The organism is Streptococcus saliviloxodontae, from assembly GCF_016908655.1.
Classification (GTDB): Bacteria; Bacillota; Bacilli; order Lactobacillales; family Streptococcaceae; genus Streptococcus; species Streptococcus saliviloxodontae.
This window is the reverse complement of the sequence record NZ_JAFBEI010000049.1, coordinates 1-14,005: the sequence shown is the minus strand read 5'-3', so window position 1 is coordinate 14,005 and position 14,005 is coordinate 1. Positions and strand designations below refer to the sequence as shown.

The 14,005-nt window shown below is 37.8% G+C and carries 9 protein-coding genes; 5 read left to right on the top strand and 4 right to left on the bottom strand.

Annotated elements, in window-relative coordinates:
- Positions 1-117: 117 nt before the first annotated feature.
- Positions 118-843 (bottom strand): peroxide stress protein YaaA, encoded by a 726-nt coding sequence (gene yaaA / locus JOC31_RS09215; RefSeq protein WP_205017869.1) that lies wholly within the window; start codon positions 841-843, stop codon positions 118-120.
- A gap of 511 nt (positions 844-1,354) precedes the next feature.
- Here yaaA and JOC31_RS09210 point away from each other — a divergent pair.
- From JOC31_RS09210 to JOC31_RS09190, 5 genes are all read left to right on the top strand, one after another.
- Entirely contained in the window at positions 1,355-3,244 is a 1,890-nt protein-coding gene (locus JOC31_RS09210; protein WP_239551765.1) for an LPXTG cell wall anchor domain-containing protein, read from the top strand.
- Between the two features lie 419 nt (positions 3,245-3,663).
- On the top strand, positions 3,664-4,626 hold the full coding sequence (pgfS, locus tag JOC31_RS09205; protein WP_205017867.1) for a glycosyltransferase PgfS: 963 nt from the start codon (positions 3,664-3,666) through the stop codon (positions 4,624-4,626).
- A 2-nt stretch (positions 4,627-4,628) separates the two neighbouring features.
- A complete protein-coding gene (gene pgfM1 / locus JOC31_RS09200; RefSeq protein WP_205017866.1) occupies positions 4,629-7,598 on the top strand; it encodes a glycosyltransferase PgfM1 in 2,970 nt (989 codons plus the stop codon).
- A gap of 213 nt (positions 7,599-7,811) precedes the next feature.
- Complete coding sequence (locus JOC31_RS09195; protein WP_205017865.1) at positions 7,812-9,026, top strand: amidohydrolase; 1,215 nt, start codon at positions 7,812-7,814, stop codon at positions 9,024-9,026.
- A 13-nt stretch (positions 9,027-9,039) separates the two neighbouring features.
- On the top strand, positions 9,040-10,407 hold the full coding sequence (locus JOC31_RS09190; protein ID WP_205017864.1) for an MFS transporter: 1,368 nt from the start codon (positions 9,040-9,042) through the stop codon (positions 10,405-10,407).
- A gap of 572 nt (positions 10,408-10,979) precedes the next feature.
- Here JOC31_RS09190 and JOC31_RS09185 read toward each other — a convergent pair.
- Genes JOC31_RS09185 through JOC31_RS09175 form a run of 3 tightly spaced genes read right to left on the bottom strand, consistent with a single transcriptional unit; the run spans position 10,980 to position 13,923 of the window.
- Positions 10,980-11,474: a hypothetical protein gene (locus JOC31_RS09185; protein WP_205017863.1), complete on the bottom strand. Its 495-nt coding sequence runs from the start codon at positions 11,472-11,474 to the stop codon at positions 10,980-10,982.
- Positions 11,471-12,094, bottom strand: a complete 624-nt coding sequence (locus JOC31_RS09180; RefSeq protein ID WP_205017862.1) for an ATP-binding cassette domain-containing protein — start codon at positions 12,092-12,094, stop codon at positions 11,471-11,473. Before JOC31_RS09180 ends, JOC31_RS09185 begins: the two co-directional genes overlap by 4 nt.
- Positions 12,094-13,923 (bottom strand): ABC transporter permease, encoded by a 1,830-nt coding sequence (locus JOC31_RS09175; RefSeq protein ID WP_239551763.1) that lies wholly within the window; start codon positions 13,921-13,923, stop codon positions 12,094-12,096. The genes JOC31_RS09180 and JOC31_RS09175 overlap by 1 nt, the downstream gene beginning before the upstream one ends.
- Between the last annotated feature and the right edge of the window lie 82 nt (positions 13,924-14,005).

The following is a 14,005-nucleotide window of genomic DNA, read 5'->3' as shown; positions in this document are numbered from 1 at the left end:
TTTCATTATAAGTCATGTGGGGCTTTTTTCATACCGCTAAAAAGCCCTACAATATCTGAATGAGATTTACCCACTACAGAAATTATAGAGCCATAATAAAAAGGTTTGAGGAAATCCTCAAACCTTTTTGATATAGACAAACTGATCGTCTATGGATAAGTCTTCTAGGAAATAAAAGCCATCGAACTGTAGGTCTTTTAAGGTTTCTATTGATTGAATGTTGTGTTCAACTACTGCTGTTAGGAAAGCGCCTCTAGCTTTCTTTGAGATGGTTGAGTGTGTTTTTAGTTGTCCATCTTTGTCTTCCATAAATTTGATTTTAAGGAATTGTTGACGAATTTCTGCTGAAAATACTTCTTCAAACTCACTAGATAGCAGGGATACTATTTGTTCCTTTTCTGCAACGAAGTTATCGTAATCCTTTCTCCAATAGTTTTTTAGAGATTGATTTTGAACCTTTATTTTTGTATGAAAATCAAGACGATGCTCTGCAATTGGAAAGTTTGCTGGAATAATACCATAAAGAGAGGAGGTAATAAAAACGGATTGGTTAAGATAGAGTTGTTCACTTGTGGATAACTCTTTTTTGATATAACGATACATGAGTCCGTTAAAGAGATCGATGGCTGGGTAGGCAGGTGCTGTATTATTGTGGATAGCTTGAATTCTACCAAATTCTTTTTGAGCAGCATCTTCCTTGATCTTGTAGCACTTCCCTAGTTCTTCAGGACTCATCTGACTCATTTCCTGGATAATAGCAGAGCTTTTTGAAGTTAAGGCGTGTGGATAAGATTCATTAGGAATTTTCATTTCCTTAGCAGTTGGGATTAAAAATGTTAACATGACCTTATTGTAAAAAAGAATGGAATAGTGGTCAAGTAAGAGATTTTTTATTTTAGCAGACAATAATTATAGAATTTTTAATGTTAATCAAGGTGTTGTTGAGGGATGACTAATAGATTGTAAAGAATGGGCGAGTGAATATGCAATATACTATTGCGGATAGGATAAGGTGATATAGAAAATTTAAGGAAATTATTTTTTTATTTCAAAATGACTAGAAGATCTATTGTTTTTTGTAATCACTTTAAGAAAATTAACGATGAATGAGTCTAAATGGTTTATTTTTATAATAATTTATTAGTTAATAGATTATTTTCGATCAAAATTTTCATTTATGATGTTGTATAATTTGAATATGCAAATTATAACCTTTTGCGTTTATGAGAATTTTGGTTGCTTTGAATATTGACAAACAATTATACGCAAATATATAATTGTAGTAATATCATGGCATCATGATTAATGTTTTAAGAAAGAGGTAGTGATTTTGGGGAAATTTCTGAAAGTTTTATTGACAACATTCGTTTTTGTTTTTAGTTTTTTGACACTAACGACTGTTGTAAAAGCGGATGATGTTAGTAGTAATATCTCATCGTTAACAGTATCATCAGGTGATATTAATGACGGTGGTAAAACTACTGTACGATTTACATTTGATGAGCATTCACAGAAGATTAAATCAGGTGATGTCATAAATGTAACATGGCAAAACTCAGGAACAGTTTACGGTTCGGGTTTCAGTAAGCAAATTAATCTTGATATTCAAGGCAAACACGTTGGTGATATGATTATCACTGATGGAAGAGCTACGGTTACTTTTAATAGTAATATTGAAGGCTTACAAAATATCAATGGTTGGGGAGAGTTTGAAATTCAAGCTCGTAATTTAACTGATACAAGTGATGAGCATACAGGATCTTTCGATATTACGGGAGGTAATCAGACGGTAAGAGTAAATGTCACTAAAGGTAAGTCTGGAACAGGTGGTGTTTTCTACTACAAGACAGGTGATATGTTACCGACAGATACAGATCATGTACGCTGGTTCTTGAATATTAATAATAATAAAGCTTACGTCGACGATGTTGTCCGTGTAGAGGATAATATTCAGTCTGGACAGACTTTGGATTTGAGTAGCTTCTATATTACAGTGTCTGGTCAGCGAAATGAAGTGTATTCTGGAGAAAGTGCTGGAACAGACTTTGCAGCAGATTTTCCCGGTTCTTCAATTTATACAGATGCTGTAACAGGTAGAATTAGCGTTTATATCCCACGAGAATGGGCTTCATTAAACAGTATCAGTATTATGTATTTAACTAAAGTGGATAATGTAAAACAGGCAGCCTTTGACAACCACAGTAAGGCTTGGTATCAAGAAAATGGTAAAGATGCTGTTAATGGTGATGAGTTCAATTTCTCTGTAGCCAATGTACGAGCTAATGGTGGTGCTAATGGAGACGGCACGACAACAACGACAGAAAGTACGACTGAGGCTCCAACGACAACAACGACAGAGAGTACGACTGAAGAGCCAACGACAACAACGACAGAAAGTACAACAGAGTCAACAACGACGACGACAGAAAGTACGACAGAGCCAACGACAACAACGACAGAAAGTACGACAGAGCCAACGACAACAACGACAGAAAGTACGACTGAGGCTCCAACGACAACAACGACAGAAAGTACAACAGAGTCAACAACGACGACAGAAAGTACGACAGAGCCAACGACAACAGAAAGTACGACTGAGGCTCCAACGACAACAACGACAGAGAGTACGACTGAAGAGCCAACGACAACAACGACAGAAAGTACAACAGAGTCAACAACGACGACGACAGAAAGTACGACTGAAGAGCCAACGACAACAACGACAGAAAGTACGACTGAAGAGCCAACGACAACAACGACAGAAAGTACAACAGAGTCAACAACGACGACGACAGAAAGTACGACTGAGGCTTCAACGACAACAACGACAGAAAGTACAACAGAGTCAACAACGACGACGACAGAAAGTACGACTGAGGCTCCAACGACAGAGAGTACGACAGAGTCAACAACGACGACGACAGAAAGTACGACTGAGGCTTCAACGACAACGACGACAGAGAGTACGACTGAAGAGCCAACAACAACAACGACAGAAAGTACGACTGAAGAGCCAACGACAACAACGACAGAAAGTACAACAGAGTCAACGACTAAAGCTAGAACTGTAGTACCAAGTAAAGGTGGATCAAATCATACTGGTACACCACTTACTAAAGCGAAGGATGCCATAAAAGCAGCTCTCCCAAGTACAGGAGACTCATCAACTCTCTGGCTATCGTTGCTAGGTATCGTGTTGCTTATCTCCGTAGCATCTATTTCTTTCTATGTAAAATGGAAATAAATTGAATGCTTAGAGGTAGAAAAAATAGTGACAATAGTTCCTCATAGCGAATGTATTGGTCCTATTTAAGCTATGGAAATTTTCCGTAGCTTTTTTGTTATAACAGAAACCTTGTTTACTCAAGATAATATGATAAACTACTAGAAAGAGCTTGAATCAGAAAATCTTTACAAAGCACGTGGCTGGGATTTTAAAAGTCTGTAGTCGCTAGATGGTATTGTCATTTTTTGCTTCTCCCTGATTGACCGCTTAAGAAAAATAATCATTTTTCAAGAACTAGTAGGTTGATCGTGGGGTGTCTCTAGGGATTTTGCTTTAGGCACTGGGTTAGTATCTTGGGATACTTTAGGACAGCTATGATGGAGATTTGTGAATACTGAGTTTCTCCTACTTATATATTAGAAAGATTGGAAGGCGTTATGAAATTATCATTACTCATTACTTTTTATAATGAAGAAAAGATGATTGCGATGACACATGAAGCAATGTCGCAACAACTAGAGCAGTTGATTTCCGATAAGACATTGGATGCTTACGAGTTGCTTTACATTGATGATGGTAGTAGGGACTCTACATTATCCCTTATGCAGGATATTGCAAAGAAAGACTCCCATGTTCGTTATATTAGTCTTAGTAGAAATTTTGGCCGTGAGGGTGGAATTCTTGCCGGATTTAAATATGCGACAGGAGATGCGGTCATGGTTATGGATGGAGACCTTCAGCATCCACCAAGTTTAATCCCTCAATTTATTGAGGCTTATAAAGAAGGTTATGACTTGGTCAGTGGACAGAGGGATCGTACAGGGGAGTCACGTTTAGGCAGTTTGTTTGCCCATCTTTTCTATGCTTTTTCAAATGTGATAATGGATGTTCGCTTGACAGATGGCAAATCAGAATTAAAGCTACTGAGTCGTCGAGCGGTGGAGACCCTCTTAGAACTTCCAGAGTACAACCGTTTTAATAAGGGACTTTACGAATGGATTGGCTTTAAGGAAAAAGTTATCAAATATAAAAACCAAGTCAGACAAGCTGGTAAGAGTAAGTTTGGTTTTAGAAAGTCATTTAACTATGCCATCCAAGGTATTATCTCTTTCAACGATAAGCCTCTGCGAATCTGTATCCAGTTTGGTTTAGTTAGTATTGGGTTAGCCTTGTTGTATTTACTCTTTGAGTTTGTCAGATACTTTACAGATCCAGGTCATACTGTCAGTGGATACTTTACAACTATTGCTGCTATCATTTTATTTAGTGGTGTACAATTGATTTCGATCGGCATCCTAGGAGAATACATCGGCAAGATCTACTATGAGGTAAAACGCAGGCCTCACTTCATTGTAGGGGAGACTAATATCGATGAGGCTAGAGAGGATAGGGTCGGTTAATCATGAAGGATAAGCTTCTTTTGTGGCGTCAAGATATTGTCAACTGGTGTAAACCTATTGTCAATTTTTGTGACAAGTATCGAAAAATACTACTATTGTGCCTAAGTGCACTGTTGCCGATGACAGTGATGTTGTCAGTTTGGGCTATAATGGGAATGTTTCCTTTTGGAACCAAGACCTTGATGGCTGTTGATTTTGGCCAGCAGTACATTAGTTTTTATGGACTTCTAAAAGAATCAGTTTTGTCAGGAGATTGGTCAGCTTTCTCTTACTCATTTACCAAATCTTTGGGTGGACCAATGATTGGTGTTTTAGCTTACTATCTCCTAAGTCCATTTAACATCATCTATATTTTAACGCCTTTAAATCATTTTGCTTGGGCTGTTTTTCTGACGATTTGGTTGCGCTACGGCGCCATCGGAATGAGTTTTGCTTATCTATTGATAAGGCGTTATCGAGGTAGCGAGCGCTATCCTTACTTAGTTCCTGTTTTTGCGACAGCTTATACTTTGTCAGGGATGCTGGTTTCTTACCAGATGAACACCATTTTTTATGATGCGATGATCATGTTACCTTTGGTTATTGTAGCTTTAGAAGAGTTGCTGGACGGTGCTAGACCATTTAAGTATATTGTGCTACTTGCTTTGACCATGTTTTTACAGTTCTACATGGGCTATATGATTTGTTTGTTTATTGCATTATATGCTTGTTATTACGTCTCACCCCGTCTTATGGGGCATCAATCGTGGAAAGAGGCTCTAACGTCGTTTGCCAAACCACTTTTAAAGACCTTGCTTTATTCGTTATTAGGTGTTTTATCAACAGCTGTGCTTTTGTATCCAGTTGTGCTGAACTTGATGGAAAGTAAGGGGCAAGTCAGTACTGGTATGACCTTTAAATGGGCTCTCCAGATTAATCCTTTAGACATTTTGTCGAAGTTGGTTATCGGTGGCTTTGATACGACATCAGGTTGGTCTGCAGGTCCTAACTTACCCAATATCTATGTGGGTGCATTTGCTTTAGTTGGCTTTATCCTTTTCTTTGCCTTTGCTCAGGTATCTAAAGCAAAAAAAATTGCTGCGGGTTTGATTGTTTTTGTTTTCTTTGTTTCCTTTGTCCATGAGTTTACAAGTCAGATTTGGCATATGGGACAGAATCCAGCAGGTTTCTTTTACCGTTTTTCATGGCTATTGTCTTTCTTTATGGTTTTACTAGCCTTTCAGGCAATTTGTGAAACACCGAAGTTAACTTGGAAGGGAGTCGGAATTGGCCTAGTGGTGATCGGGACTAGTGCAGCCTATGTTGCTAGTCAAACCTATACTTATATTGCAAGTAAACAGCCAAAGAGTGCGACAGCTTTTGTTAAATCGCATCGTGAAGTGATTGCAGTTGTCGTTTGTCTTATTTTCTTTGGATTGGCTTATATCACTTGGCGTTTCTTGGCGCGTTCAAGGTCAGTGAAGTTATTCTTTATGGGATTGTGTTTGTTTGCGATTCCAACAACGATAACGCTTCTTAATAAAGGTTATCTTCTAACGCAGTTATCTTTAACAATTATCAGTTTTGGTCTTGTTCTGCTCGTTTTTTACATTGGTCCGAAACGACTAGGTTACACGATTTTAGCCCTTGTGACGATTGCTGAACTCGGCTACAATGCTTACTTGTCACAGGTGACTCTGGGATATGCGGATGCTTATAAATTTAGTGATGCTGCGGTTTCCGTCAAAAAGGTGACAGATGCTATTCAAAAGGATAGTTCAGATAAGTTTTACCGTATTGCCATGACGTTCGCTTATTCGAAAACCACACCGTCCTTGATCTCCTATCCTGGATTGAGTAGTTTTAGCTCAAGTTTGGAAGGGTCAACGATTGATCTCTTCTCTTATATGGGCGATGTTGGTGTCAATGCTTCAACCCAATATGCTAATGGTACAGCTTTGACAGATGCGCTTTATGGCGTGCGTTACTATGTCGATCGTAAAGATTATACGACTGAAGAAGTCAATGCTAATCCAGACAAGATGTATTTTTCTCGTATGACTAGCCGTCAAGATATTCGTGACAATTACCCTTCAGTTGCTTATGAGGATGATCGCTATATTGTCTATGAAAATCCAGATGTCTTTTCACTAGCTTTCGCCACAAATAATGTGACGCAGAGCATTAAGTTTGGTCAGAATAATCCTGTATCGAATCAAAATATCATTCTCAACAGCATGGCGGGAACAACGACTAAGTATTTTGAATTGTTTAGTCTACCGACTGCCGAAGTAGAGAATATGAAGGAGACAACAAACGCAGCAGGTCAAACGATTTACAAACGGATTGATAACACAAAGTTAGGTATCATTCGCTATAGAGTTGTGCCTAAGAGTAACTATGTTTACTACTATTTGACACCTTATCTGCTCAAGCAGACGCGAGGTCACGTCTCTATCTTGCTCAATAATCAATGGTTGAACAACCAACAGAGCTATTCACAAAAGCAACTTTGGCAGTTGACGAATAATACAGAAGGTCAAGAGAGTGTTTTAGAATTTCGTTTTGATACTGATGACGACGTCAATATGACGGGTGCTGGGCTTGTTCGTGCCAATGGGCAAGCAATTCGTGATGTCATTAAGCAACGTGAACAACAAAGCATGACAGTGACAGAATGGACAAACACTAGTGTCAAAGGGACTGTTGATGTTACTGACGATAGTAATGTGATGATGACGACGATTCCGTACAGTAAGGGATGGACGGTCACTGTCGATGGTCAAAAGGTTACGACGAAAGAGGCTTGGGGAAGTTTAATGTCATTTCCAATTTCCTCTGGTAATCACAGTATTGAGATGCACTATAAGACACCAGGTTTCTGGATAGGCTTCTTGATTTCTGTTTTGGATGTGCTAGTGATTATCTACCTCAAGTGGCAGGAAGCCATACATGACTGGATCCGTTTCCGTTTTGGGAAAAGGTTAAACTAAGGAAATACTGATAAGTGGTTTAGTCTTTGTGGCTAGAGGTAATCGGTTAGTTTTATGAAGAGCTGGGACATGGTTTCCCAGCTTTTTTAATGATTGTCTGCTGTCATGTCAGGTCAGTTAACATGACAATGGTAATAAAGCATTGAGATTTCGGTCAAAAACGTGCTATACTATCAAGTAATAAAGATTTTCAACCGATAAGGGAGGTAGCGCGTGACGTTAAGAAAAATCTTATCTTCGCTTGGAGAGATTAGAGATTGGCAGGAGGAGACTTACAAGTACCTTCATGCCCATCCAGAACTTTCTATGCAAGAGAGTGAGACAGCAGCATTTATCGAGAAGACTCTGATATCTTATGGTTATGAGACACAGCTGATTGGCGGCGGTGTCGTCGGTGTTCTTAAAAATGGTGAGGGAGCGACAGTTCTATTTAGGGCTGACATTGATGGTCTGCCTGTCAAAGAAGAGACTGGACTTGATTATGCCTCGCAGGTCGAGATGGCTGACACTGATGGTCAGACTGTTCCAGTGATGCACGCTTGCGGACATGACACGCATATCACGGCTGGGCTAGGTGCTGCCTGGGCCTTGGCTCAGCATCGAGAGGCTTGGTCTGGGACTTATATTGCCCTCTTTCAGCCCGGTGAGGAGATTGCTGCTGGTGCCAAGGCCATGTTGGCAGATGGTTTGGTGGAGCGTATTCCAAAGCCGGATGTTGCTTTGGCTCAGCACGTGCTCACCAGTCCAGAGGCAGGTAAGGTCGGTAGCAAAACGGGTCCTTTCCTATCAAGCGCAGCTTCTCTCAAGGTCCTTATCAAGGGGCGCGGGGCTCATGGTTCTATGCCTAACCTCAGTATTGACCCTATCGTTATTGGTTCGGCTATTGTGTCAAAATTGCAGAGCATTGTGGCTAGAGAGGTTGACCCCTTTAAGTTTGCGGTGGTGACTGTTGGTTCCTTCCAAGCAGGGCTAAAAGCCAATATCATCCCAGAGACGGCAACTCTCTTGCTCAATATCCGTGCTTATGACGAAGAGGTTAAGGAGCAGTTGCTCTCTTCGATTCGTCGCATCGTTCTGGCCGAGTGTCAGGCAGGTGGCTGTTTGGAAGAGCCTGAGATTTCAGTCTTTGATGATTTTCCATTGACTTCAAATGATGCTACTGTTCAGGAGCGCGTGGCATCAGCCTTTGGAACTTACCTTGGTCAGGACAATGTGGTCACTTATGAGCCCCTAACAGCTTCAGAGGATTTTTCTTATCTGGCTCAGGCCTTTGATGTTCCCTATCTTTACTGGGGATTTGGTGGCTTTGTGGAAGGGCAGGAGGTCTACCCTAACCACAGTCCAAAATTCGCACCAGCTATTCATCCAACATTGGAAACAGGCACTAAAGCAGCTCTCATTGCTGCCTACTCATACTTAGGAAAATAGGAGAAATCATTTCATGTCACAAACAAACTATGTCGGAACCAATAAACTTTTGGTTGGTTTGGTTCTTGCAGTTCTATCTTTCTGGCTGTTTGCCCAGTCATTGCTCAATATCTCACCTCTAGTACAACAGTCACTCGGTTTGGCAGACAGTACCATTACGACAGGTGTTTCGATTACCTCTTTGATGGCAGGTCTCTTTATCGTTGTTGCAGGTGGTTTTGCTGACCGTTTTGGTCGTGTCAAGTTCTCTCTTTTAGGACTTGGGCTTAATGTCCTCGGTTCTCTTTGCTTGGTACTTGCGACCAACGCTCCGCTATTTCTCACAGGACGTGTCCTCCAAGGGTTAGCCTCAGCTTGTATCATGCCAGCGACCTTGGCTTTGGTTAAGGCTTATTATCAAGGGTCAGAGCGTCAGAGAGCGGTTAGCTACTGGTCTATGGGGACTTGGGGCGGTACTGGTCTAGCATCCTTCTTTGGTGGCGCGGTAGCCGGTGCCTTGGGTTGGAAGTATATCTTTATATTCTCCATCATCGCCTCTCTTGTCAGCTTTGCACTGATCTGGGGAACGCCAGAAAGTAAGGTTGAGCAGGCGCCTAAGGGGTTTGACTACCTCGGTCTCTTCCTTTTCATCGTGTCAATGCTGGCGCTGAACTTGGGGATTTCGTCTGCTAAGGAACAAGGTTTCCTAGCAGCTAAGACTTTAGGTCTCTTTGCCCTTGTTTTGGTTGGACTTTTTATCTTCTACTTTGTTGAAAATCGTCAAACGACTAAATTTATTGATTTTAAACTCTTTGCTAATAAGTATTTCCTTGGAGCGAGTTTGTCTAACTTCTTGCTCAATACGGTTGCGGGAACGCTCATTGTTATCAATACTTATCTTCAAAAAGGACGTGGTTTGAGTGCGTCAACGTCAGGTCTTCTGTCTCTGGGCTACCTTGCCTGCGTTTTGATTACCATCCGTATCGGTGAAGTTCTCTTGAAAAAATGGGGTGCCCGTAAGCCAATGCTTTTAGGACCTTGCATTACCTTTATCGGTGTTTTGTTGATGACCTTGGTCAACATTCAAGGCTCAGCCTACTATGTTGTTGTCTTTATCGGTTATGCCCTCTTTGGAACAGGGCTTGGAATCTACGCTACGCCATCAACAGATACAGCCATTTCACACGTTGATGAAGCAGAAGTCGGAGCAGCATCAGGTATCTATAAAATGGCTAGCTCTCTAGGAAATTCCCTAGGAACAGCTATTTCACTGACAGTCTTCCTAGCCTTCTCAGCTAGCGGAAACTACGACCAAGCTGCACTTGCAGGCTTGATCACAAACCTCATCTGCTGCGCCCTATCAATCACATCGATTTTACTTATCGTACCTAACGAAAAATAAGAAAAGCATAGCTTTCATCCTCTCCGCTCAGCAGTAGTTCATTGGTGTTAAAGCACCTAATGAACTGTGTAGGGGACTTTCTAAGCTGACAAAGTCAGTAAGAAAGCTTCCCAACCACTGCATATTGCAAATCAGACTACAAAATAAGATAATAACCACGTAACGGCTACTGTCTTGATATTATTTTTGGGATTAAAGCACACGCCAAACGCATGAAGAAAATATTGCTTTCAGAAAACATTTTCTCTCTAAAAAGTATGTTTTTGTGAAGAAATTTTGATATAACGATTGTGAAAAAGAGAGATTATCTATGGCGATTTGTAAAATTTGTGAAAATATTTTGAAAAAATGCATATAACTAGAAAATGGTTACATGCATTTTCTTCATGCGTATGACGTGATTAAAGCATTGATAGACTTGACAAATGGTAGAAAATAAGAGGTCTAGGACTTTTTTTGCCTAGCCTCTTATTTTTTGAAGTACTATTCCAAACTCATCTACTTAAAAGAGTGTAAACATTTTCTTGATTAGATAAACTGTAATTTCCTAATATATTTAGTAATTTATTTACTTACTTACTTTTATAAGCTTCATATAGCTTTTTGTATAGTTCCTCTTTTCCTTCTTTTTGGGAATTAAACTCTTTATCACCATAGTCAAAATTTGCTATTACAAAGCCTTCATTATCGGTAGAAAAAGTAAGGTATTCTAATCCGATTAATTTATTATCTTTAGAATCTTCTACAGTATCTCCTAAATTATCATTATATTGACTGACCTCTGTCTTACTAACTCCAAATCCTACAGCAGCTCCATCTGCAATTATATTTGAAAATATTTCTTCTACAGAAGCTACCTCTTTTGCCGTTACTAGATAAATAGCTTTTTCTGTTTCTAACTTCTCGACCTTATTCCATTTCTGTGTCTCACTAGTAGGGGTGGTATAGACTGTTAAGTTGACTGTTGCTTTAGTTGAACTGTCATTTGTCATAAATTGTTTTACAAATAAGAAAATTACGAATACACCAATTATTAAGGTCAAAATAATATAAAATTTCTTTTTCATCCCTTATTACCTATATCTTTCATATCAATTATAAAGTCAACTCTATTATATACAGCTGGATCGTGTGTTGCTATGATAACATATTTATTTTCTGCTGTTTCATTTAATAATAGATTAATTATTTCATCCCCAATTTCACGATCCAAAGCTCCTGTAGGTTCATCAGCTAAAATGATTTCACGAGGTTTCATTAACATCCTTGCAATTGCGACACGCTGAGCTTGTCCTCCAGATAATTCATAGATTCTCTGATTCATGTAGTCACCAGAAAGCCCGACTTTTTCAAGAGCTTCGGATACAATCTTTTTATCTTTATTGATAAGTTTTAAATTATCATATACAGTATTGTTTTCTATTAAAGAGTAGTTCTGAAATACATAGCCAATAATATTCTTAAAGAAAGTTTTTTCTTTTATTTTCCAAATATCTTGTTCGTTAACTAGAACTTTACCACTATCAATTTTCTCTAGCCGACCTATAATATTAAGTAGTGTACTTTTACCTGAACCAGAACCTCCAATTAATGCATAACTTTTCCCTTCTTCAAATGTTAAATTTAAATCTGTAAATATTTTTTTTGAACCGAAGCTTTTGGTAACATTCGAAATTTCAATTGTCATTATTCATCTCCTTTTAAAATTTGAGTGTATCTTTCAGATAACTTTCTAAAACTTATTACTGTAGAAAGAATTAAGACAAGTAATGAAGCCACACCAATGTATAATAATTCTATTTGTTTTGTCATAATAAATGTAAACAGAATAATAGTTGTAATAGTTATAATAAAATATTTAAAGCTTGAAATTACAATATATGTTTTTGAAAGACCTAAGATTATCTTCTTTACATAATCGTTTTGTTTTGAATAAAAAAATAGTTGAGTGTATTGATAAATTAGAATAAATACAATAACGTAAATAATATTCTGTAAAATTTTTGAAAGAAAAATTTGATGCTCTAAGGATTGAATATTAAGTTTTACAATTTGGTAAACATCTACTGGATTAATTGAAAAATTAGAACTAACACTTAAATCATTAATTTTATTTATGGCTTTAGGACTGAAAAGAGAGTTATTTACAATATTACTAGCTAATGAAAAATCATTACTTTCGATCATCTTATTAGTGTCTAATACAACGACTATATTATCTTTGCTATCTGTAGCACTCTCCAGAGGAGATACCTCTGTATTTTCACTATAGTTATCTCCATTTTCATTGAAATAAAAAAATTTTTTTCCATTAGGAATTATCTGTACTGCAATATCATCTTTAGTAAAACTCGTCCCAGAAAATTGTTCTGCAACAACTGTGTTCTCAATTGATTCTCTATTATTTTTAAATTTTTCAGGAATATAGATTGTTGCTACTTTACTATCTAGAATTTGATAGTTTGTCCCATTAATTTTGTTTTCTATTTTAATACCAGCCTGATTAATATAAATCAAATCTTTATTTACATCTGGATCGGTTATGCCATCGCTTACTAGCTTTTTAGAAAATTCTTCTGCTATGGTAGAATTTTTCATATAATTTGGAACATACACTGAGGAAGGTTTTATATATAAAAAATCTACCGTTTTTAAAGCCGATGCTATATTGATGTATTGAGAGTTAGAATCGTTTATTTCTCCGTTGCTAATAGAATTGATTTCAATTCCCAGCAATTCTAGCCTTTTCCACCCTTTTACCTCATTCCATGGTTTTAAATTGTTTATCTGAGTATTTATTTTCGCTTGGCTAGTTTTAGTTTCTTGTAAAAATACACCTGAGACGACTATTATTGTTGAAATAACTACTAACCAAACGATAAAAATAAGATTGTTCTTTGCTTTATTTTTTATAATTTCAAGAGGTTTTTCTACTTTGATAGTTAACCAAAATAGGGCAAAAGTGATGATGTCAATGATTTGAAATATAACAAAATTAGTCAGAAGTATCGAGAAAAATAATTTAGAACTATATGTAAAGAGACCACCACCTAAAAAATGACCATAAGCAAGCATTAAACACGTAGCTATAATTACTTCAAAAGTAAGAACCATAAAATAATCTCTCCGTAGATTACTTAATGGTAGTCCTAAAGAACGTCTAATAACTCCTTCTTTGATCTGTTTTGTTCTAATAACGAATAAAATAACTAACAAAGTTAAGTAAATTGATACCATTAACAACAATCTTAAAGTCCCATTGAATTGTAGAATTCCTCCTAAGTACCAAGGATAGGCCATATAAACGATTTGAAGTCCGATATCAGTAAATGTTTTCAAACTATCTGAGTCAACTTTTCCAAGAGTATAATACATTCCAGTTATAGGCGCTGATTTTAAACGCTCATCGTTTGAATTATCAAAATTGACATAAGTTAACTCCCCTGAACTTTGAACTATTGGTTTATAAATGGTAACATTTTCCGATTTTGATAAGGTACTAATTTTTTCTACCATTTGTCAAGCTTATCAAGGCTTTTAGCGAAAAAATAATATCAAGACAGTAGCCGTTACGTGGTTATTGTCTTATTTTTATGAC

What these genes read in the sequence shown, in the direction of transcription:
- yaaA (WP_205017869.1), bottom strand. Translation starts at nt 843, where the DNA reads ATGTTAACATTTTTAATCCCAACTGCTAAGGAAATGAAAATTCCTAAT.
- pgfS (WP_205017867.1), top strand. Translation starts at nt 3,664, where the DNA reads ATGAAATTATCATTACTCATTACTTTTTATAATGAAGAAAAGATGATT.
- pgfM1 (WP_205017866.1), top strand. Translation starts at nt 4,629, where the DNA reads ATGAAGGATAAGCTTCTTTTGTGGCGTCAAGATATTGTCAACTGGTGT.
- JOC31_RS09190 (WP_205017864.1), top strand. Translation starts at nt 9,040, where the DNA reads ATGTCACAAACAAACTATGTCGGAACCAATAAACTTTTGGTTGGTTTG.
- JOC31_RS09185 (WP_205017863.1), bottom strand. Translation starts at nt 11,474, where the DNA reads ATGAAAAAGAAATTTTATATTATTTTGACCTTAATAATTGGTGTATTC.
- JOC31_RS09180 (WP_205017862.1), bottom strand. Translation starts at nt 12,094, where the DNA reads ATGACAATTGAAATTTCGAATGTTACCAAAAGCTTCGGTTCAAAAAAA.
- JOC31_RS09175 (WP_239551763.1), bottom strand. Translation starts at nt 13,923, where the DNA reads ATGGTAGAAAAAATTAGTACCTTATCAAAATCGGAAAATGTTACCATT.